This is a genomic window from Bacillus sp. LB7, from assembly GCF_030449715.1.
Lineage (GTDB): Bacteria > Bacillota > Bacilli > Bacillales > Bacillaceae > Bacillus > Bacillus paralicheniformis.
Genome location: NZ_JASGCA010000015.1, coordinates 28197 through 47928, shown reverse-complemented (window position 1 = coordinate 47928; position 19732 = coordinate 28197). Strand labels below are relative to the sequence as shown.

Below are 19732 nucleotides of genomic sequence, written 5' to 3'. Positions count from 1 at the left end.
CCTGAAGAGGTTCGCCTTTTTTTATGCTTCAATCGCTACATTCAGCAGAGATTCCGCCCCTTTTCGACCGGGATCGAGAGGCGGCCACTGACAAAGGTCAAAAGGAAAATCGGAACCCGGAACAAGGCGGTCTTCTCCGATGAGCTTCTTCAAATATGCCGCACTTTCTTTCTCCCACAGCACGCTGTCAAACCAAAACTTCCGCAAATATTCGCGCGGCGGCGCCGAAAGCGATGAAGAAACACCGGCCCATTTGTCATATCCTTTGTCCAGTCTTCCGATCTGATAAGGCAAAAAGCCGCCGCCGTGCGCCAACAGAATTTTCACATTGCGAAAACGGTCTGTAAACCCGCTTAACAAAAGGTCAGCGGCGCAAATTGTCGTTTCCCACGGAACGCCGATCAAATTTGGCAGCATCCTGCGGCGGAGCCGCGGATCTTCAGAAAGAAGCGGATGGATAAAGATAATCGCTTTTCTTCTGTCAGCCGTTTCCCAAAACGGTGTAAATGCTTCGTCTGAGAGAAGCATTTGCGAAGCGCCGGGGCCGATAATCGCTCCTTTAAGGCCGTTGTTCATCGCTTCATTCAGGCGCTCGCTCGCCTGTAACGGGCTGTTCAGCGGGACGGTGCCGAGTCCTGAAAGGCGGCCGTCGTGTTTTTTTACCCATCCGGCAAGCGCTTTGTTGTATACAAAGGACAATTCGTCTGTGATTTCTTCGGCGAGATCGTAGAGGAAAAGCTGGGGAACCGGCGATACCAATGAGTGTGTAACGCCGGCCTCCTGCTGGGCTTCCAAATATAAAGCTTCCTGATAGAACAGCTCTTTTAATTCAAAGCCCCATTTGTGATTGACCGTCAAAAACTCCGCTTGGCAGCCAGCTTTTTTTTCGCGGACGGCGTGAACCTTCTTTTCATTGTCGTCCAGCCAAAGCAGCACATCGTGCGGTATAAAGTGCGTGTGAAGATCATACAAAGCCGATTCCCCCAATTTTTATATTCGTTTCCAGTACCCGATTCTTTCGGAAATATCCCGGGCCGCTTTTTTTACTTGGTATACGATTTTCGCCTGCCGGGCTTTTATGCGTTCTGCGGGGCCTACGACACTTACGGCGTACAACACTCGTCCCGCGTGGTTTCTAACGGGAGCTGAGATGGATGTGACACCATCAATGAACTCCCCGCAACTGACGTCAAATCCGTTTTCTTTAACGGTTTTCAGCGCCTCCCTTAATTTGTCCCCGTCTGTAATCGTTTGTTTCGTACAGCTTTTCAAGCCTTCTTTGACATACTCATCCAATATGCCGTCTTCGTCAAAGGCGAGAAGCACCTTGCCCGAGCTTGTGCAATGCATCGGGTTTTGCCGCCCGATATATGAGAGAAGTTCGACAGGGCGGGGGCTTTCCGTCCGATTGAGATAAACGACGCTGAGATCGCGTCGCATCGCAATATGCGACGTTTCGCCGGTCTCTTCTGTCAGCCGTTTTAGGACCGGCTGGGATTCGCGGTTGATTTCAAGAGTGGAGTTGACAATGGTGTTTAACTTCAGAACCGATAAGCCGAGCTTGTATCTTCTGGATTCCGGGTCCTTCATGACAAACCCTTCGCTTTCCAACGTAGTCAAAAGGCGCGAGACTGTGCTTTTTCCGAGGCCGAGCGATGAGGCGAGTTCGGTTAGTTTCTTTTCCGGTGTATCTAATGTAAACGATTGAAGCAGCCGAAGTGCATTTTTTACTGAACCGAGCAGCTGGTGGTCCTTTGTCTCAACAGTCATAGGTTCCTCAACTCTCTCCCTTGTTTTCGTTGCCTTTTATTCCATAATATAACATGATTTAAAAAATAAAAAAGCGGAAAATATCAAATTTTCGGAAAAAATCTCCGATTTGTTCCGCATAGAGGAACATGGCTGTTTTCTTGTCGTTTAAAATCATTTAACTTAATGGAAAGGATTTGAAAAGGAGGATGTTTGTAGAATATGAATGTTCAGACCCCATCGGCAAAACTCGTAAAACCTTTTGACTGTCAGCACTACATAAACGGCAGGTACTTTCCTTCAGAGAACGGCAGTACGTTTGACAACATCAATCCGGCTACACAGGAAATCATCGGGAGCGTTGCGGAAGGAGGCAAAAAAGAGGTCGATCTTGCAGTCGCGGCAGCAAGGCGTGCTTTAAACGGACGCTGGAAAAACATGACCGCTGACGAAAGGATTCGGATCATCAGAAAGGTCGGCGACATCATACTTGAGCGTAAAGACGAACTGGCAAGGCTCGAGACATTGGATACGGGGAAGCCGCTTTCGCTCTCAAGTAATTTAGATATTCCGCGGGCTGCTTTCAACTTTCATTTTTTTGCGGATTTTATGAGAGGAGCCGGAACAGAAGCTTATCAAACTGACGATCTTGCAATCAATTATGCGATCCGCCGTCCGGTCGGTGTCGTCGGGCTGATCAATCCGTGGAACTTGCCGCTGCTTTTGCTGACGTGGAAATTGGCGCCTTGTCTGGCGGCGGGAAATACAGCCGTCATCAAACCGGCTGAACTGACGCCGCTGACAGCCACGCTCCTCGGGGAAATCTGCCATGATGCAGGAATGCCTGACGGAGTCGTCAACATCGTCCACGGGTTTGGGCCTGATTCCGCCGGCGCTGCGCTTTCTGAGCATCCCGATGTTGATGCGATATCTTTCACGGGAGAAACGACAACCGGCAAAATCATTATGGAAGCTGCTTCGAAAACATTAAAGAAACTTTCCTTTGAATTGGGAGGAAAGAACCCGAATATTATTTTTGCCGATGCCGACATGGAGGAAGCCGTCAGCATCTCATTGAAATCGAGTTTCGTCAACCAGGGCGAAGTATGTATGAGCGGCTCCCGCATCTATGTCGAGCGGGAAGCGTATGACGAATTTCTGAACAAGTTCGTTGAGAAAACGAAAGAGCTCAAAGTCGGCGATCCTTTTGATCCGGATACGAATATCGGCGCCTTAATTTCTTCTGAACACACCGAGCGTGTGATGAACTACATCGAATTGGCCAAACGGGAAGGCGGCGTTATTTTAACCGGAGGAAAACGCCCTGAAGGACAGGAATCCGGCTGCTTTCTTGAACCGACGATTATCACCGGACTTTCCCGCAATTCCAGGCTCATCAAAGAAGAAATCTTCGGGCCGGTCGTGACGGTGATTCCGTTCGACGAAGAGGAGGAAGTTATTGCACAGGCTAATGATACACATTACGGATTAAGCGCGACCGTATGGACGAACGACCTCCGCCGGGCGCACCGCGTAGCCGGGCAAATCGAATCGGGCATGGTATGGGTCAACAGCTGGTTTCTCCGCGATCTTCGGACGCCGTTTGGCGGCATGAAACAGAGCGGGATCGGACGGGAAGGAGGCATTCACAGCCTCGAGTTCTTCAGCGAATTAACCAATATTTGCATCAAGCTGTAAAAGGGGGAAATCGGATGAATACGACAGCATTAAAAGATACGGCGCGCCTCTTGTATCTTGCCGAAACAGAGAAGCGCGAGGTTGAAAGAATCACAAAGGACTACCCGGAGCTGACCGTCGAAGAGGCGTATGCGATTCAAGAAGAACTGATTCAACTGAAATTATGGGATGGCAACGGCATTATCGGTCCGAAAATGGGCCTGACAAGCCGGGCGAAAATGGAGCAGATGAACGTCGAGGAGCCGATCTATGGTTATATTTTTGAAGATATGATCGTACCAAACGGCGGAAGCATCCGGATGAACGAGCTGATTCACCCGAAGGTTGAAGCCGAGATTGCTTTTGTGCTTGGAAAGGATATTGAAGGGCCGGGTGTTACAAAGGAGCAGGTCCTTGAAGCCGTTGCTGAATTGATTCCCGTTCTTGAAGTGATTGACAGCCGTTATGAAAACTTCTCATTTACCCTGCCTGATGTCATTGCGGACAATGCGTCATCTTCAAGGGTGGTGTTAGGTGAAAAAGTGAAGATGCCGGACCATTTCAAGCTTGATGAAGCAAAAGTCTCTTTAGTGATAAACGGCGAGGTCAAAGAGCAGGGCACTGGTGCAGCAGTTGTCGGACATCCCGCAAATTCGGCGGCCATGCTCGCCAATATGCTCTCCAGGAAGAAACAAAAGCTTGCGGCCGGAAGCATCATTTTAACGGGCGGTGTAACGGGAGCTGTCATGCTGCAGCCGGGCGACCGCGTTTCAGCACAAGTAGAAGGACTGGGAGATGTATCATTTTCAGTCCAATCATAACCTGAGGTGATCATATGCCGATCGTTCATATTCAACTATTAGAAGGCCGGCCGCCTGAAAAGGTCGAGGAAGTCATTCAAAAAGTGACGGAAACGTTGAGCGCCACCCTTGATGCTCCGAGGGAAAACGTCCGTGTTCTTGTCACCGAAATTCCTAAAAGCCACTGGGGCATAGGCGGAACACCGGTTTCAAAATTAAGACCTTAAAGAAGGCGATGGGAGGAATCGACATGTCAATCGAATTGGCGGCGCTTGTTCCGCATACACCGAGGATGTGCTTTGAAGATAAAACCCCTGACTTTCAAAAAGAGCTGGTCAAAGGGATGAAGCGGCTCTCCGGGATCATCGAAAGAATTCAGCCTGATGCCGTTGTCTTGAATTCCTGTCACTGGACGTCAAGCTTCGATCATCTGATCGATGCGGCTCCCGATCATCAAGGTGTTTTAACAGCATTGGAGTGCCCGAATTTAATTTCCGATGTTCCGTATTCTTACCCCGGGGACACGGAATTGGCGCTGCAGTTGGCCGAAGCCGGCGCAAAAGAGGGGCTTTCCGTCATTCCGATCAATGATCCCGCCTACTGCTGGGACTACGGGACGGTTGTTCCGCTGCGCTATCTCGTTCCAAAAGGGGATATTCCGGTCATCGATTTATCGGTTACATTGGCCGCGAACCTGGAAGAAACATATTTGTGGGGCCGGATTGCCGGAAGAGTACTGAAGGAAAGCAGAAAGAAAATCGTGTTCATCAGCAGCGGGGCACTCAGCCACCATTTAGTGAGAGGGCCCGAATGCATGCCGACTTTGGCCGAACAAGCCCTCGATGCTCAATTTTTAACCTATTTAACAGACAACGATCTTATATCTGCTCAGCAGATGCTGCCTCAATATGCTAAAAACGCCGGACTTGAAGCCGGCGGCCGCCATATTGCAATGCTTTTGGGCGTGCTTGAAGACGGATGTAAAAGCACGTTTTACGGATACGGCCAGTCTTCGGGGAGCTCCAATGTCGTCATGGCATTCGAACCGGCGGGGCAAAAAGCCCGCACGCACGCTTTCGATGAAAAAGACACCGTGCGTTAAGCTGTTTTCATAATACGATTAGAATCATGGAGGGTAACATGAAAAATCGTTCAGTTCATCCGGCAGAAATCATGGCAGCCAGCAAATTCAACAAAGTGCATCTGACTGTTTTTCTATGGTGTTTTTTCGCCATCGCTTTTGACGGTTATGATATTGCGATGTACGGCGTCAGCCTGCCGTGGCTGATGGAGGAATGGAGCCTGACCGCCATTCAAGCCGGAGCGATCGGCAGCTATACATTGATTGGTATGATGCTCGGCGCGCTTATTTTTTCACCGCTCGCAGATCAATACGGCCGCAAAAAGGTGTTAGGCTTCTGTATTTTTCTGTTCAGCCTGTTGACGGCATTAGCCGGGCTGATCGATTCTCCGCTTTTGTTTACGATCATGCGGTTTCTCGCTGCTCTTGGAATGGGCGGTTTGATGCCGAATGCGATTTCGCTGATGACAGAGTATTCGCCGAAAAAAAACAGGGCGGTGATCGTAGCCGCCATGTATTGCGGCTATTCCGCAGGCGGTGTGCTGGCTTCCCTCGTCGGCATGTTCGCCGTGCCCGGGACTAGCTGGAGAGTGCTGTATCTGATCGGAGCCGTACCGCTGTTCGTGCTCCCGTTCTTTTTCAACCGGTTCCCTGAATCTTTGTCATTTTACGTTTTGAAGAAAAAGACGAAAGCGCTGGCTGAGATTCTCAATCAGGTGCATCCGGCGGGACGGTACAGGGAAGACGACAATTATCAAATTTCGGTGATTGCGAAAAAAAAGAAAGGCTTTCCGGTTAAAAAACTGTTCGAACAAAAACGTGCAGCGAGCACATTCGCATTCTGGCTTTCCGTTTTCAGCTGTCTTCTCATGGTTTACGGCTTAAATACATGGCTTCCGAAAATGATGCAGGCGTCAGGCTACGGGCTGTCGTCAAGCTTGTCATTCAATCTGGCGCTGTGCAGCGGACAAGCCGCAGGAGCGGTGCTCGGCGGATATTTGGCAGATAAAGCCGGCCATAAAAAAGTGCTTGCGGCTATGTATATCATCGGAGCCTTTTGTTTTGCAGCGTTTGGAATGACGATGAACCCCGTTCTTCTGTACTTGCTGATTGCTTTAGGCGGAGCATGCACTGTCGGAGCGCAAAATATCGCCAATCCTTATATTTCAGAATATTATCCGAAAGAAATCAGAGCGACCGGAATCGGCTGGGCGCTTGGGGTCGGCAGACTCGGAGCGATCATTGCGCCTTCGCTGTTTGCATTGATTCTTGCTGCCGGGATGGAGCCGAAGCAGGCTTTCATGGTGTTCGCGGTCCCGAGTGTTTTTGCTGCACTCGGCATCATGCTCGTCCAAGAGAAGCACGCTTCATTTGATTTTGTCTCTAAATCGGAAAGCGCCGAGTTTACGTTAGAAGCCACATCAAAACATGGATAAAGGGAGGAAACCATTTTGCGGACACAAGTGGGAATTATCGGAGCGGGGCCTGCCGGGCTTATGCTCGCAAACCTGCTCCAGCGCCGGGGAATCGAAGCGGTCGTGATCGAATCCCGCTCGCGAAAGGAGATTGAAGAGACCATCCGTGCAGGCGTTCTTGAACAGATGACGGTAGATTTGCTAAATGAAACAGGCGCCGGTGAACGGATGATGAAAACAGCCATGTTTCATCAGGGGATTGAGATCCGCTTTGGCGGCAAGCGGCACAGAATTGATATGCACAAGCTGACGGGAGGAAAGCACATTGCTATCTATCCCCAGCATGAAGTGATCAAAGATTTAATCGATGTCCGTCTGCAATCGGGAGGGCGCATCGTTTTCAATGTGTCTGGCGTCCGCCTGTCAAATATTGATACAGAAGCGCCCGTCATCACTTATCAGACTGAAAACGGCGATACAGAAGAACTGACCTGCGATTTCATTGCAGGGTGCGACGGCTTTCACGGGCCGAGCAGACAAAGCATTCCGAAGGAGATTCGCAAAGAGTACGAAAAGGAGTACCCATACGGATGGCTCGGCATATTGGCCGAAGCTCCTCCGTCCTCGTCTGAACTTGTGTATGCCCATCATGAAGACGGGTTTGCCCTCGTCAGCACGAGGACTCCGGAAATCCAGCGGCTTTACCTGCAAGTCAGCCCTTCAGATTCAATCGGGAACTGGCCGGACGAAAGGATATGGGAGAAGCTACATTTAAGGCTGTCGGCCGATGACGGATGGAAGCTGACTGAAGGCCCGGTGATTCAAAAGAACATTGTCTCGATGAGAAGCTTTATATGCGATCCGATGCAATACGGCAGACTTTATTTAGCGGGGGATGCCGCGCATATTGTACCGCCGACCGGTGCGAAAGGCCTGAATCTTGCGATGGCGGATGTCCAGCGGCTTGCGTGGGCGCTCGAAGACTATTACGAAGCCGGCAAAACCGAACGGCTGGACGGCTATTCTGAGGCTTGCCTCCGCCGCGTCTGGAAAGCGGAGCGCTTTTCCTGGTATATGACATCCCTGCTGCACCGCCATCACGGCTACACGCCATTTGACTACCAAATACAGTTGGCTGAGCTTGACCATGTCACAACCTCAACAGCGGCCGCTCAAAGTCTTGCCGAAAATTACGTCGGGCTGCCGCTCGAGTTCGGAGAACCGTCTTTAAGCGTCACATGAATGAAAGGGAAGCGCCGGAGATAAGAAAAATCCCGCATCATGTTTTCGTAAATGGTATAATGGATGTTGGCTGAAATGCATAACGAAAGGGTTTACAATATATATGGCAAAGCAACCGATTGATCTACTCATCCAGCCGAAATGGAGAATCATTGACCAATCCAGTCTCGGCCCATATTTTGATGCAAAACAATCATTTGCGATAGATGATACGCTGTGCGCTTCTGTCGGAAAGGGTTTGTCTCCGGCGACGGCGCGTTCCTGGGTGCACCACGACACGATCGTGCTCGGAATTCAGGATACAAGGCTCCCTTATTTACAAGACGGGATTTCATTGCTTGAAGAAGCGGGCTATCAAGTCATCGTTCGCAATTCCGGCGGACTGGCCGTCGTTTTGGACAGCGGGGTTTTAAACGTTTCGCTGATTTTTCAGGATAAGAAAAACGGAATTGATATCGACCGGGGCTATGAAGCGATGTTTGAGCTAGTGAAGCGAATGCTGTCATCCTATGACGCGGCAATCGAAGCCTATGAAATCAAAGGCTCTTACTGTCCGGGGAGCTTTGATTTGAGCATCGGGGGAAGGAAATTTGCGGGAATTTCCCAGAGGCGGCTGAGAGGCGGAGTGGCTGTTCAAATTTATTTGTGCGCTGATCAAAGCGGAAGCGGTCGCGCTGAGCTGATCAAACGCTTCTACGACACCGCATTGAAAGACATGCGCGGGAAAACAAAAGCCGTTTATCCCGATATTCGCCCGGAAACGATGGCTTCGCTCTCTGAGCTTCTCAATGAAGACATCTCGGTGCAGGACTTGATGCTCTTGCTTCTGACACAGCTGAAAGAGCTGGGCGGGGAGATTTATCAAGGCCCCCTCACGCCCGCAGAAGAGGAAGCGTATGAAAAAAACCTCGTCCGTATGATTGAGCGGAATGAAAAAGTGTTTGGATAGAAGAAGAGCCTCTGCGCTCCCGTTATATTCGTTGGCAGGCATGCTTAAAGCGGTGAAAAACCGCAGTTGCCTCTAGCGGACTGTGAAAATGCTTCAAAGACGGCAAAATCCTAAAACGGTTGAACGTTTCAGGATTTTGTCACACCTCACCGCTTGCGGAGCGGTTTTTTTATGCTGCGCTTGAAGCGCTTTTTCGTTTTATATATGTTTTGATGAGAAGATAAGCCGCCAAAGCGATAATATACGCCAAACTGACGGCCATTAAAATAACGGTTGCCGGTGTATGCTTGGCCGCGTAGACGAAAAAATCAAGCTGGGAAATATCGTGTGCGTGTTTTATGGAGTCCCCTTCATAGAGCAACTTTGTAAATTTAGCTGTATATTTCCACTCCCACGGCACCTTTAAAAGCTCGCTGCCTTGATACCAGCTTGCCAATGCAGAAAACAAAAACAAAAGGGATGCCGTGCCGAACTGTACCGCGTATAAAACAAACTTCATCGAATACCCCGCCTTATAAATTGCTATCCCTATTATGAAATTTTTGTCATATGGAAGCAAGCAGAAGAGGTAAAAATACCCCCTTTTTCAAGAAAGGGGTATCAGCGAATCGGCAAATCTTTGTATGCGTTGTCAGTCCTGGCTGTCTGAGCTTCTCTCTGCCGCATACTCTGGAAGCGCTATTCAGCCATTTTTTCTAAATTGCCGTTCCGGTCCATTTTGAAGGCGGGCGCAGCGTGTTCGTCTTCTTCGAATAAAACTAGTTTTCTTGCACGGTTCATAATTTTTACGAGCGTTTCGTAGTCTTCCTGGATGGTCGACTGGTCTTTTTCCAGCTTTTTGACTTCCGCTTCAAGCTTTTCAACTTTTTTCGTCAGCTCTTCATTTTCCTGTTTTAAGCGGTCATTTTCCATTTTTAAAGCGGCAGTCTGTGCTTCGTTTCCTGTATAGTTTTGCAGGAAGCGGATCACATCATCGATTGTCATGTCTTTCGATGAATCGGCTGTATGGCCGGCCTGCGGCTGGTTTGGCGATAGAAGGTGCGATAAACTAGCTAACTCTTCTTTAAAGCTCTCATCAACATAAGGCAGATGCTCGCTGGCGATCGGCTGCTGTTCACTTGAATCGGCGGTTGCGTTCTGCTGCTCAACGACGCTTTCTGCAGGCGGTTCAGCCTCTGTTTCGACAGGCGGCTTGTATAATAAGCGTTTTTTCGCCGGCTGGCCGTTTCCAAGGGCGCGCATTCTTTGCTTCCTTTGTTTTTTAGCCAGCTGCAATGCTTTTTCGTATTGGTGGCGGACAACCGCGTTCCATCTAAAACCGCAGGCGGCTGATGTCCTGTTCAGTCTGTCTCCGACTTCCTCGAAGGCGTTCAGCTGTGTGCTGCCTTCCCTGACATGCCGCAATACCGTTTCAGCAAGCAGTAAATCATTCTCTTCAGACCAAGCGTCTTGTCTTTGTTTCATCACTTCTCAACTCCCATTGTCAGTATTGGTATTAGATTGTCCATTTTGGAAAATATTTATACAAGTTTGCTAAAAGAATAGGAACTGATTTTTTTAGCGCGATCCTTGCAGGAATGAAAGAATCCTTGTAAAATGAAGGATGGTGTCATTTTTTATCAAAGTTCGGCACGGTTGAATGCCTTTCATAAAGACAGATGAACAAAACGAAAGGAAGCGTATGAAATGGCTAATGAATTTCGAGTATGCGACGATTGTCAGGCCACTAATTTAAAGACGCTTTTGCCCCGTCTGAAAGAAATCGATCCGGATGCAAAAGTGGAAATCGGCTGCCAGTCTTACTGCGGGCCGGGACGAAAAAAATCGTTCGCGTTTGTCAATAATCGTCCGCTGTCAGCTCCTGATGAAGACGAGCTGATCGAAAAAGTGAAAAAGAAACTCAAAAAATAACCGCCTCCCTAACGGGTCAGGCGTTTTTGCTTGTTTGCCGGCTTTTTTGCAGTCTGGAACAAATAGCCGGGTAAATTCAAGGATGTTTTCAAAAAAGCAGACTCGATATAATAGAAACAGACCTAAAAGAAAACAAGCAGATCGGGCAATACTTACAATATACATTTAGTTTTCCGAAGAAAAAGAGACGGATGGGCAGCGATCAGTTTGCCTCACGTTTGAAAAAAAGAGGGACAAAAATGGCGTATCCAAACGGAAAATTATCAGAAGAAAAAGTGTTTAAAGATCCTGTTCACCGCTATGTCCATGTACGGGACAAGCTGATATGGGACTTGATCGGAACCCGTGAATTTCAGAGGCTGCGCAGAATCAAACAGCTTGGAACGACCTATTTGACGTTTCACGGAGCCGAACACAGCCGTTTCAACCATTCTCTTGGCGTCTATGAAATTGTCAGAAGAATGGTTGATGACGTTTTTAAAGGCAGGGAGGAATGGGATGACAGCGAGCGTGATCTGTGCCTTTGCGCGGCATTGCTGCACGATTTGGGGCACGGCCCGTTTTCCCATTCGTTTGAAAAGGTCTTCCGGCTTGATCATGAAGATTTTACGAGAGCGATTATTTTAGGCGATACAGAAGTTAACCGAGTGTTAAACAAGGTGAGCCCGACGTTTGCAAAGGATGTCGCTGAGGTCATCGCGAAAACCTATCAAAACAAGCAGGTCGTCAGCCTGATCTCAAGCCAGATTGACGCTGACCGCATGGACTATCTTCAGAGAGACGCCTATTATACCGGCGTCAGCTACGGCCATTTCGATATGGAGCGGATTCTCCGCGTGATGCGGCCGCGCGAAGACCAAATCGTGATTAAGCAAAGCGGAATGCATGCTGTTGAGGATTATATTATGAGCCGGTACCAGATGTACTGGCAGGTCTATTTCCATCCTGTGACAAGAAGCGCGGAAGTGATTTTGACGAAGATTCTTCACCGTGCAAAGCAGCTTCATGACGAAGGCTATGTTTTCACGCATGCGCCCGTGCATTTTTATTCTATTTTTGAAGGCAATGTCACATTGGAAGATTATTTGAGCCTTGACGAAGCAATCATTCTTTATTATTTTCAGGCCTGGGAAAAAGAAGAGGATGAAGTTTTGTCTGATTTATGCCGCCGTTTTATCAACCGCAGGCTGTTCCAGTATGCGGAATTCAATCCGAATGAGGAAATGGCGACTTACTTTGAACTGACCGCCTTGTTTAAAGAATCAGGGATTGATCCCGATTATTATCTTGTGGTGGATTCGTCCTCAGACCTTCCTTATGATTTCTACAGACCGGGGGAAGAAGAGGAGCGCCTCCCGATTCAATTGCTGACGCACAACGGCCAGATTAAGGAGCTGTCGCGGCAGTCCGATATTGTCGATGCGATATCAGGCAAGCGGAGAACGGACCATAAGCTGTATTTCCCGCTCGATTTAATCGAAGGATTGCCTGACGGCCGTCATGCGAAAAGAATGAAAGAGTTGCTCGGACTGATATAGAAAGAAAAGGATGAAGGAGATGGCGGAGATTTGTTAAAAGAACATGCAAAGCTGATGAAGGTCTTCTCGGATTCGGGGGAGATTGTCGGGCGGAAAAAGCTGCAGAAAATCATTTATATCGCAAAGAAATTGGAGCTTCCCTTTTATGAAAAGTATGATTTTCATTTTTACGGGCCCTATTCAGAGGAGCTGACGCTTCAAGTCGAAGAACTTTGCAATCTCGGATTTCTTCATGAAGTCAAAGAAAAAAAAGGCGGCTATTATCAATACCGCTATTCGCCCACTGAATCGGGAAAGCAGTTTTTGAGCCAGTGTGAGCTGGATATGCGGGATATTAAAGCCTATATAGACGACGTGAACGGCCAGTCATCGCGCTTTTTGGAACTGGTGTCGACGATTCTGTATTTTGAAGGACTGGAGCAGGAAGAGATTAGAGAAAAAGTGTTTACCGTAAAAAGCAAGCAGCGGTATACGGACGAAGAATTCGATGAAGCCGTCGCTTACATAAAAAAGCTCAGAGACCTTTGTTCATAAGCCTGCCGGAAAACGGTAGGTTTTTTGTTTTGTTTTTTTGTAAACATTTTGGAATTTTTGTGGGGAAATAGAAAGGAGCAGTAAATAGAACACGTGTAATATTTCCTCTTTTGGGATGAATTGAAGGAATTTTTAGATAACTAGAAGAATCTTTCTTTCGTTCAAAAAAAGGAGGGAATTAGCAGTGAAAAAGCGTTCTTTATTCTTATCTCTATTACTTTCTGTCAGTCTCATCCCCGGTGTGACGGCAGGCGCCGCCAAGGTGGACGGGCACGATCATGACCACGGCCATGAAGTAAAAGGAACTCATATCGATTCTTTGCCAAAAGCGAAAGACTTTAAAGACTTGAAAGGAAAAGTTCAAATTGAAAGAACGGTCAATACGAAAATATTGGATGAGAAAGGAAATTTGACGGGAACGAAAACGTTTAAAAAGAATACGAGCAAAGGGACATTTTCAACCCAGGCAGGCACGGGCAGTCAGAAAGTGAGCGTCCTGGCCGTGGCTGACGCTCAGTATCGCGCGAAATACAGCGATTGGCAGACGAGAATCGTCCAAATTATTGAGCAGGCGGATGTCATGTTCAACAGGGATCACGATATTGATTTTGTCGTCGAAGCCGTGGCGCCTTGGACTTCTTCAGGCAGCAACAGCTCTCAAATTCTATCAAACCTTCAGAGCAATTTCAGCGGGCGCAGCTATAAATTTGTCGTCGGATTTACGGCGAACAGCAATTTTGACGCCGGCGGTATTGCATACGTATACAACAGCAAGCCGAACGGCAGCGCCTTCAGCGTAAACCTCGACCAGGGAACGGCCAACACGGCAAAAGCGGCGACCCACGAATTTTCCCATAACTTCGGCTTGAACCACGATGCGCAAGGAAGCGGAATCCGCTGCATTATGAACTACGACTACGCCTACACGGTCGATGTCTGGGATTCGGCTCACAATAGCCAGATCACAAGAAATAAAGCTTGGTATAAATAATAAAAACGGCGTCCCGCACGTAAGCGGCAGACGCCGTTTTTATTACATATCGCTCATTCGTTTGCCGGCGACACCGTAGTTTTCCTTTTTCATTTCCTCAATGATGACCGCGATTTTTTCTGCAGGTGCGCCTGTTGTTTCGGAGACGGCTTCGGTCACTTTTTTCACCAGATTTCTTTTTTGGTCATCTGTGCGGCCTTCCAGCATTTGAACCGTTACGTACGGCATATGTTCTCCTCCTCCTTTTAAAAAATGGCTGCTTACTTTAGCATCAGCTGCTCTTATAGTATACTGGAGATAGTAAATCTTTGTATATGAGAAAGAGGGAAAGCCACATTTTAGACCGTTTTCTTATTTATCCGCTGGAAATGATTCCGTATGTTGTTTTGACACTTGCTGCCGCATTCACCGTGCATGAGATCGCCCATGCGTATGTGGCTTACAAATTCGGCGATGAGACGGCCAAACGGCAGGGCAGGCTGACGCTCAACCCGCTCAAGCATCTTGATCCGTTTGGAACGATTTTGATTTTTATTTTGGGATTCGGATGGGCAAAGCCGGTGCCCGTTAACCGCTTTTATTTTAAAAATCCGAGGCTGGCCGGATTTCTCGTGTCAATCGCAGGGCCGATCAGCAACCTGATCCTTGCTTTCATCGGTTTTATATTGCTGCTTTTGTCCGTGAAGCTGTCCGGGACGCTGCCTTCCGGTTTTTACAGCGGCTTGCTTCAATTTTTTACGATTTGGGTGAATCTCAACCTGCTTTTATTTCTGTTTAATTTAATGCCGTTCCCGCCCCTTGACGGTTTTCGGGTTATACAGGATGTGGTCGCCCCCGATGTACGGGCGAAGCTGTCGAAATATGAAGCGTACGGCTCGATCGTGTTTCTGATCATCGTCATTACGCCGCTTGGCCAATATGTATTCTGGCCGTTTTTGAATGAAGGGCGGGAATTGATCATAGAGATATTTAACAGCGTTTTCCGGCCGCTGATGTAGGAGGTATTTTTGATGGAACAAGGAAAAAAGAAAAAAACAATCGGATTCAACATTATTAAAAGCGATCCGACAGACGGGCACGGGGGATTTGGAGCAGGCGCTTTAAGCCTTGACAACATCTCGCCTGTCTTTGTCGATGTCGAAGAGAAAGAAGCGTTTGTTGATATCGGCGCCATGCACGCCCGCAGCACGGTTGAAAAAGGAATCAAATTTTTGCCGAACAAGGAAGAGGTGCCGAACGGAAAACCTTACTGGCTTGTGTGGGTTACGATCGACCGCAGGGAAGAAGGCCCTTATTATGCGGGCGTGACGGCTTGCGAAATGACGGTGGACAGAAGCATCCGCCGCGGCTACAAATCGCTTCCAGAGCACGTGAATTTAATGGATAAGTCGATGAAGCGGAAGATTATTGTCGAGCACATGGATGAAAGTTCCAAGCGTGTTCTTGCCGATTTTCTGAAAAATCATGATCAAGGGCTTTGGGACCGTTCATCAGACGAGCTGAAAAAGGGATTGCTCCAGCAATAGGAAAAAACCCCCCGGACCGCCGTGAAGTCCGGGGGGTTCGTCTATCCCGCTAAAAAAGTTCATTCTCCTTTTTTAAACCATTTTTCCCACCACTTTTTCCGCTTGTGGGGAGCGGCGGGCTTTTCGCGCCCGGCTTTTTGCTCCTTATAGATTTCTTTTCCGTAGCAAACCTGCTCAGGTTCAGTACCTTCGATAAAATAAGCGAAATATTTGGACGGGCAGCTGGGCGCCGCCGCATAGCCTGTAGCCGGGTCAATATACATCCCTTTTACGCCTTCAGGCGGCTTTAAAACTGCGGCGGGCGCGTCTTTAAGTGCTTTTTCCATAAATTCTGCCCAAATTTGTTTGGCATAGTTTTTTTCTGCGACGGCATCGATTGTGCGCTCTTTGTCATATCCTGTCCACACACCTGAAGCAAGGCCGGGATAAAAGCCGACCATCCAGCTGTCGGTGCTGGTCGTTCCCGATTTTCCGGCGTATGGGCGCGTCAGCTGATCTGCGATCGTCCGCCCGGTAACAGATGTATAGCCGTTGAGTGATTTGTCGAACATTCCGCTCATCATGTCGGCCGTGATAAAAGCCGCTCTTGGGTCAAGGATTTGTTTGCTTCGCTTCGGTTTTTCGTAAAGAACCTCCCCGTTCGAATCGGTAATTTTCGTAATAAAGGAGGGTTCGATTTTTTTTCCGCCATTGGCAAACATGGCGTATCCGTTCACCATTTCAATCGGCTTCACTGGGGATGTTCCGAGCGCAAGCGACGGCACTTTTTGCAGCGGGCTCGTGATGCCGAATTGTTTTGCGGCATCAATCAGTTTGTCCATGCCGAGGAAAAGGTGCGTTTTCACGGCGTAAATATTATCAGACAAAGCCAGGGCCTGAAGAAGAGTGATTGGGCCGTTTGCGTAATAGCCGTGATAGTTGCTCGGGGAATAAGCGCTGCCTTGCCGAAGCTCAAATGTCGTTTCCGCGCTCCTCATCCGGGTGGCCGGCGTAAAACCGTTTTGAACAGCCGAATAATAAAGGAAAGGCTTCATGGTGGAGCCGGGCTGCCGCATAGCCTGGGTTACGCGGTTAAACGGGCTTTTTTCGTAGTCGCGTCCTCCGACAAGCGCAAGAACGCTGCCGTCGGACGGGTTGATCGCTGCAAACCCCGCCTGAATGTCTGATGACGAATCGATCGTGCGTTCAATCGTGTCCTCGGCAATTTTTTGGAGACGCGGGTTGAGCGTGGTGAATACATTGTAGCCGCCGGTTTCCGCTTGCTCCGGTGTCAAATGCAGCAAGCGCGCGATTTCTTTAACAGCTTCGTCATAAAAGTACGGAGCGGTTTTAGCGGTTGTTTGCTTATCCTGCTTTTCAAAGCGGAGCGGCAGTTTTTTCAGATCTGCCGCCTGCTTTTTCGTCAGCTTGTTTTCTTTCTCCATCATTGTCAGGATCATTTCCTGGCGTTCTTTCGCTTTTTTTTCATTAACAAAAGGCGAATAAACGGAAGGACCTTTTGGAATGCCGGCAAGCATCGCGGCCTCCGCCGCATTGATATCCTTGGCCCGTTTGCCAAAATACAGCCGGGAAGCCGCTTCGATCCCGTAGGCTCCATGCCCGTAATAAATCGTATTTAAATAGCCTTCCAAAATATCTTTCTTTGTGTAGTTTTGTTCGAGCCGTATCGTATAAAAAGCTTCATTCCACTTTCTTTTCCATGTTTTATCGTGGCCGAGGTAGAGGTTTCTCGCATATTGCTGTGTAATGGTGCTGGCTCCCTGAACCTTGGACATCGCCTTTAGATCGGCGATGAGGGCGCCGCCCATCCTCATATAGTCGAAGCCGTGGTGGCGGAAGAAGTTCCGGTCTTCAACGGCAAGCGTGGCATCGATGACGGCGGGATTGATGTTCTTCAGCGAAACCCAGTACCGCTTTTGCCCGTAATGCGTCTCCCCCATTTGCTTTCCGCTTCCGTCATACAACACGGTAGACCTCGGCACCTGAATCGAAGGAGCGCCTTGCCATTTGGCCGCCAGGACCACCGTCATGACAACGATTGAAAGGAAGATCAGCATCAATGCTCCCATGAACAAAAATGCGCGTATCGTCTTGATGGTTAAACGGACCCGCTTGTCCGTCATCATGTCCATGTTCAAATCTCCTCCCGCATAAATAAATGTTCTTATCATTATGAGGAAAAAGAGGAGGATTTAAACAAGCGGGAAGGAAAAAACAGCAGACCCTCGAGCAGCCGATTAACAGAGCAACCGGAGGAATCCTAAGTTTTGGCGGTCGCCGCGGCAGAAGCGCCCATCTGTGGCAAGCTCAGCCAAAACGGCCGCCGGGAATGGAATGACTCCTGAAAATGAATCGATCCGTCTTTACAATCACCTGCAATTCCTCTATACTTTTTCCTTAGGCAAAAGCCGATGATTCAGTGCAGAATAATCGCCGCCGCAGGCGAGAAAAATAGATGGAAATACAGCTTATCATGAAAGGAAGATGACGCTTTGAGCGGACTTTGGTATACAGAGAAGCAAACGAAAAACTTCGGCATTACGATGAAAATCAACAAGACTTTACATACAGAACAGACGGACTTTCAAAAGCTCGAAATGGCCGAGACGGAAGAATTCGGCAACATGCTGTTTCTTGACGGCATGGTCATGACATCTGAAAAAGATGAATTTGTCTACCACGAAATGGTGGCGCATGTGCCCCTGTTTACGCATCCGAACCCTGAGCATGTTCTTGTGGTCGGCGGCGGAGACGGCGGCGTCATCCGTGAAATTTTGAAGCATCCGAGCGTCAAAAAAGCGACGCTTGTCGATATCGACGGCAAGGTGATCGAATACTCTAAGAAATTTTTGCCTTCCATTGCAGGCAAACTTGACGATCCGCGCGTCGAAGTAAAGGTCGATGACGGCTTCATGCACATTGCACAATCTGAAAATGAGTACGATGTCATCATGGTCGATTCAACCGAGCCTGTAGGGCCGGCTGTCAACTTGTTTACAAAAGGCTTTTACGCCGGCATAGCAAATGCGCTAAAGGAAGACGGCATTTTCGTTGCTCAGACGGACAACCCTTGGTTTACACCTGAACTGATCACTAACGTGCAGCGCGATGTAAAAGAGATCTTCCCGATCACAAAGCTGTACTTGGCCAACATTCCGACATATCCAAGCGGATTGTGGACGTTTACGATCGGTTCGAAAAAATACGATCCTCTTGAAGTGGAGGACAGCCGCTTCTTTGATATTGAGACGAAATACTATACAAAAGACATTCATAAAGCGGCATTCGTCCTTCCGAAATTCGTCAGCGATTTAATCAAATAAAACAGTTTGGCGCAGGATGGCATTCTGCGCTTTTTTTCAGGGAGGTTTTTGAAGATGAGATTTGATGAAGCATATTCCGGCAAGGTGTTTATTGCAAGCCGCCCCGATTGGGAAGAGGCGGACGCCATCCTTTACGGCATGCCGATGGATTGGACGGTCAGCTACCGTCCCGGATCGCGCTTCGGTCCGGCGAGAATCCGCGAGGTGTCCATCGGGCTTGAAGAATACAGCCCTTATTTGGACAGGGAGCTGGACGAGGTTCATTTCTTTGACGCCGGCGACATCCCGCTGCCTTTCGGGAACCCGCAGAAGAGCCTCGACATGATTGAAGAATATGTTGACAGCATTTTAGAAAAAGGAAAATTCCCGCTCGGAATGGGGGGAGAACACCTCGTTTCATGGCCGGTCATTAAAGCGATGTACAAAAAATATCCCGATCTTGCCATCATCCATATGGATGCACACACAGATCTCCGCGTCGACTATGAAGGAGAACCGCTCTCGCATTCGACGCCGATCCGCAAAGCAGCGGAACTGATCGGTCCCGGCAATGTCTATTCATTCGGCATCCGCTCCGGTATGAAAGAAGAGTTTGAATGGGCAAACGAAAACGGCATGCACATTTCCAAATTTGAAGTGCTTGAGCCGCTTAAAGCCGTCCTGCCGAAACTCGCCGGGCGTCCGGTTTATGTCACGATTGACATCGATGTCTTAGATCCCGCCCATGCGCCGGGAACCGGTACGGTTGACGCTGGAGGCATCACATCAAAAGAGCTGCTCGCTTCGATTCACGAAATCGCCCGCTCAGACGTCAACGTCGTTGGAGGAGACCTTGTTGAGGTCGCTCCGGTCTACGACCATTCGGAACAAACCGCAAATACGGCAAGCAAGCTGATTCGTGAAATGCTGCTCGGCTGGGTGAAATAAACAGGCTGTCCTTTTTCGGGATGGCTTTTTTCTTAGAAAATAGTTTATCTTCCCGTCCGTTCTGTTAAG

General features: G+C 48.6%; 21 protein-coding genes. 15 read left to right on the top strand and 6 right to left on the bottom strand.

Translation table 11 applies throughout. The annotated features are described in order from the left end of the window. Positions 1-21: 21 nt before the first annotated feature. Together QMZ64_RS17515 and QMZ64_RS17510 are read right to left on the bottom strand one after the other, a co-directional pair. Positions 22-972 carry an amidohydrolase family protein gene (locus QMZ64_RS17515; RefSeq protein ID WP_243941674.1) on the bottom strand — a complete coding sequence of 317 codons (951 nt, stop codon included), beginning with the start codon at positions 970-972 and terminating at the stop codon, positions 22-24. 18 nt (positions 973-990) lie between these two features. Further along, positions 991-1770, bottom strand: coding sequence for an IclR family transcriptional regulator (locus QMZ64_RS17510; RefSeq protein WP_243941677.1), 780 nt, complete (start codon positions 1768-1770; stop codon positions 991-993). Between the two features lie 201 nt (positions 1771-1971). Between QMZ64_RS17510 and QMZ64_RS17505 the strand changes: the two genes are divergently transcribed. The 7 genes from QMZ64_RS17505 (at position 1972) to lipL (ending at position 8913) form a co-directional block, all read left to right on the top strand. After that, the gene (locus QMZ64_RS17505) at positions 1972-3447 is read left to right on the top strand and encodes an aldehyde dehydrogenase (RefSeq protein ID WP_243941679.1); all 1476 of its coding nucleotides are present in this window, start codon (positions 1972-1974) and stop codon (positions 3445-3447) included. Between the two features lie 14 nt (positions 3448-3461). Beyond that, entirely contained in the window at positions 3462-4247 is a 786-nt protein-coding gene (locus QMZ64_RS17500) for a 2-keto-4-pentenoate hydratase (RefSeq protein WP_243941680.1), read from the top strand. A gap of 14 nt (positions 4248-4261) precedes the next feature. After that, entirely contained in the window at positions 4262-4453 is a 192-nt protein-coding gene (locus tag QMZ64_RS17495) for a 4-oxalocrotonate tautomerase (RefSeq protein ID WP_020453317.1), read from the top strand. 23 nt (positions 4454-4476) lie between these two features. Continuing rightward, on the top strand, positions 4477-5328 hold the full coding sequence (locus QMZ64_RS17490) for a DODA-type extradiol aromatic ring-opening family dioxygenase (protein ID WP_265625393.1): 852 nt from the start codon (positions 4477-4479) through the stop codon (positions 5326-5328). Between the two features lie 38 nt (positions 5329-5366). Next, a complete protein-coding gene (locus tag QMZ64_RS17485) occupies positions 5367-6743 on the top strand; it encodes an MFS transporter (protein WP_301441495.1) in 1377 nt (458 codons plus the stop codon). A gap of 15 nt (positions 6744-6758) precedes the next feature. Then, positions 6759-7964 carry a 4-hydroxybenzoate 3-monooxygenase gene (locus QMZ64_RS17480; protein WP_265625395.1) on the top strand — a complete coding sequence of 402 codons (1206 nt, stop codon included), beginning with the start codon at positions 6759-6761 and terminating at the stop codon, positions 7962-7964. Between the two features lie 103 nt (positions 7965-8067). Further along, positions 8068-8913, top strand: coding sequence for an octanoyl-[GcvH]:protein N-octanoyltransferase (lipL, locus tag QMZ64_RS17475; protein WP_026580256.1), 846 nt, complete (start codon positions 8068-8070; stop codon positions 8911-8913). A 169-nt stretch (positions 8914-9082) separates the two neighbouring features. On the opposite strand, the gene QMZ64_RS17470 is transcribed toward lipL, so the two are convergent. Next, positions 9083-9412, bottom strand: a complete 330-nt coding sequence (locus QMZ64_RS17470) for a YjdJ family protein (protein ID WP_265625396.1) — start codon at positions 9410-9412, stop codon at positions 9083-9085. 179 nt (positions 9413-9591) lie between these two features. Next, positions 9592-10380 (bottom strand): RsfA family transcriptional regulator, encoded by a 789-nt coding sequence (locus QMZ64_RS17465; protein ID WP_265625397.1) that lies wholly within the window; start codon positions 10378-10380, stop codon positions 9592-9594. A 219-nt stretch (positions 10381-10599) separates the two neighbouring features. Here QMZ64_RS17465 and QMZ64_RS17460 point away from each other — a divergent pair, with 219 nt between their 5' ends. The 4 genes from QMZ64_RS17460 (at position 10600) to QMZ64_RS17445 (ending at position 13887) form a co-directional block, all read left to right on the top strand. Next, positions 10600-10824 carry a YuzB family protein gene (locus QMZ64_RS17460; protein WP_003186096.1) on the top strand — a complete coding sequence of 75 codons (225 nt, stop codon included), beginning with the start codon at positions 10600-10602 and terminating at the stop codon, positions 10822-10824. Positions 10825-11063: 239 nt separating this feature from the next. Continuing rightward, entirely contained in the window at positions 11064-12362 is a 1299-nt protein-coding gene (locus QMZ64_RS17455) for an HD domain-containing protein (protein WP_243941693.1), read from the top strand. A gap of 30 nt (positions 12363-12392) precedes the next feature. Beyond that, positions 12393-12896: a YwgA family protein gene (locus QMZ64_RS17450; RefSeq protein WP_152846227.1), complete on the top strand. Its 504-nt coding sequence runs from the start codon at positions 12393-12395 to the stop codon at positions 12894-12896. A gap of 184 nt (positions 12897-13080) precedes the next feature. Continuing rightward, a complete protein-coding gene (locus QMZ64_RS17445; protein WP_265625398.1) occupies positions 13081-13887 on the top strand; it encodes a zinc-dependent metalloprotease in 807 nt (268 codons plus the stop codon). A 42-nt stretch (positions 13888-13929) separates the two neighbouring features. Here QMZ64_RS17445 and QMZ64_RS17440 read toward each other — a convergent pair whose 3' ends face one another. Then, positions 13930-14115 carry a 2-hydroxymuconate tautomerase gene (locus QMZ64_RS17440; protein WP_020453307.1) on the bottom strand — a complete coding sequence of 62 codons (186 nt, stop codon included), beginning with the start codon at positions 14113-14115 and terminating at the stop codon, positions 13930-13932. Between the two features lie 86 nt (positions 14116-14201). Here QMZ64_RS17440 and QMZ64_RS17435 point away from each other — a divergent pair, with 86 nt between their 5' ends. Both QMZ64_RS17435 and QMZ64_RS17430 read left to right on the top strand, forming a co-directional pair. Continuing rightward, entirely contained in the window at positions 14202-14885 is a 684-nt protein-coding gene (locus QMZ64_RS17435) for a site-2 protease family protein (protein WP_301441499.1), read from the top strand. 12 nt (positions 14886-14897) lie between these two features. After that, a complete protein-coding gene (locus QMZ64_RS17430; RefSeq protein ID WP_020453305.1) occupies positions 14898-15413 on the top strand; it encodes a YwhD family protein in 516 nt (171 codons plus the stop codon). Positions 15414-15472: 59 nt separating this feature from the next. Here QMZ64_RS17430 and QMZ64_RS17425 read toward each other — a convergent pair whose 3' ends face one another. Continuing rightward, positions 15473-17545: a transglycosylase domain-containing protein gene (locus QMZ64_RS17425; RefSeq protein ID WP_301441494.1), complete on the bottom strand. Its 2073-nt coding sequence runs from the start codon at positions 17543-17545 to the stop codon at positions 15473-15475. 360 nt (positions 17546-17905) lie between these two features. On the opposite strand from QMZ64_RS17425, the gene speE reads away from it, so the two are divergent. Then, complete coding sequence (speE, locus tag QMZ64_RS17420; RefSeq protein ID WP_075751577.1) at positions 17906-18736, top strand: spermidine synthase; 831 nt, start codon at positions 17906-17908, stop codon at positions 18734-18736. A gap of 54 nt (positions 18737-18790) precedes the next feature. Continuing rightward, entirely contained in the window at positions 18791-19663 is an 873-nt protein-coding gene (gene speB / locus QMZ64_RS17415; protein ID WP_059230843.1) for an agmatinase, read from the top strand. Positions 19664-19732: the final 69 nt, after the last annotated feature.

Bases quoted from the DNA above. Each gene is read 5' to 3' on its own strand.
- QMZ64_RS17495 (WP_020453317.1), top strand. From the start codon at position 4,262: ATGCCGATCGTTCATATTCAACTATTAGAAGGCCGGCCGCCTGAAAAG.
- QMZ64_RS17500 (WP_243941680.1), top strand. From the start codon at position 3,462: ATGAATACGACAGCATTAAAAGATACGGCGCGCCTCTTGTATCTTGCC.
- QMZ64_RS17470 (WP_265625396.1), bottom strand. From the start codon at position 9,412: ATGAAGTTTGTTTTATACGCGGTACAGTTCGGCACGGCATCCCTTTTG.
- QMZ64_RS17510 (WP_243941677.1), bottom strand. From the start codon at position 1,770: ATGACTGTTGAGACAAAGGACCACCAGCTGCTCGGTTCAGTAAAAAAT.
- speB (WP_059230843.1), top strand. From the start codon at position 18,791: ATGAGATTTGATGAAGCATATTCCGGCAAGGTGTTTATTGCAAGCCGC.
- QMZ64_RS17435 (WP_301441499.1), top strand. From the start codon at position 14,202: ATGAGAAAGAGGGAAAGCCACATTTTAGACCGTTTTCTTATTTATCCG.
- QMZ64_RS17485 (WP_301441495.1), top strand. From the start codon at position 5,367: ATGAAAAATCGTTCAGTTCATCCGGCAGAAATCATGGCAGCCAGCAAA.
- QMZ64_RS17455 (WP_243941693.1), top strand. From the start codon at position 11,064: ATGGCGTATCCAAACGGAAAATTATCAGAAGAAAAAGTGTTTAAAGAT.
- QMZ64_RS17440 (WP_020453307.1), bottom strand. From the start codon at position 14,115: ATGCCGTACGTAACGGTTCAAATGCTGGAAGGCCGCACAGATGACCAA.
- QMZ64_RS17425 (WP_301441494.1), bottom strand. From the start codon at position 17,545: ATGGACATGATGACGGACAAGCGGGTCCGTTTAACCATCAAGACGATA.
- lipL (WP_026580256.1), top strand. From the start codon at position 8,068: ATGGCAAAGCAACCGATTGATCTACTCATCCAGCCGAAATGGAGAATC.
- QMZ64_RS17430 (WP_020453305.1), top strand. From the start codon at position 14,898: ATGGAACAAGGAAAAAAGAAAAAAACAATCGGATTCAACATTATTAAA.
- QMZ64_RS17505 (WP_243941679.1), top strand. From the start codon at position 1,972: ATGAATGTTCAGACCCCATCGGCAAAACTCGTAAAACCTTTTGACTGT.
- QMZ64_RS17460 (WP_003186096.1), top strand. From the start codon at position 10,600: ATGGCTAATGAATTTCGAGTATGCGACGATTGTCAGGCCACTAATTTA.
- QMZ64_RS17490 (WP_265625393.1), top strand. From the start codon at position 4,477: ATGTCAATCGAATTGGCGGCGCTTGTTCCGCATACACCGAGGATGTGC.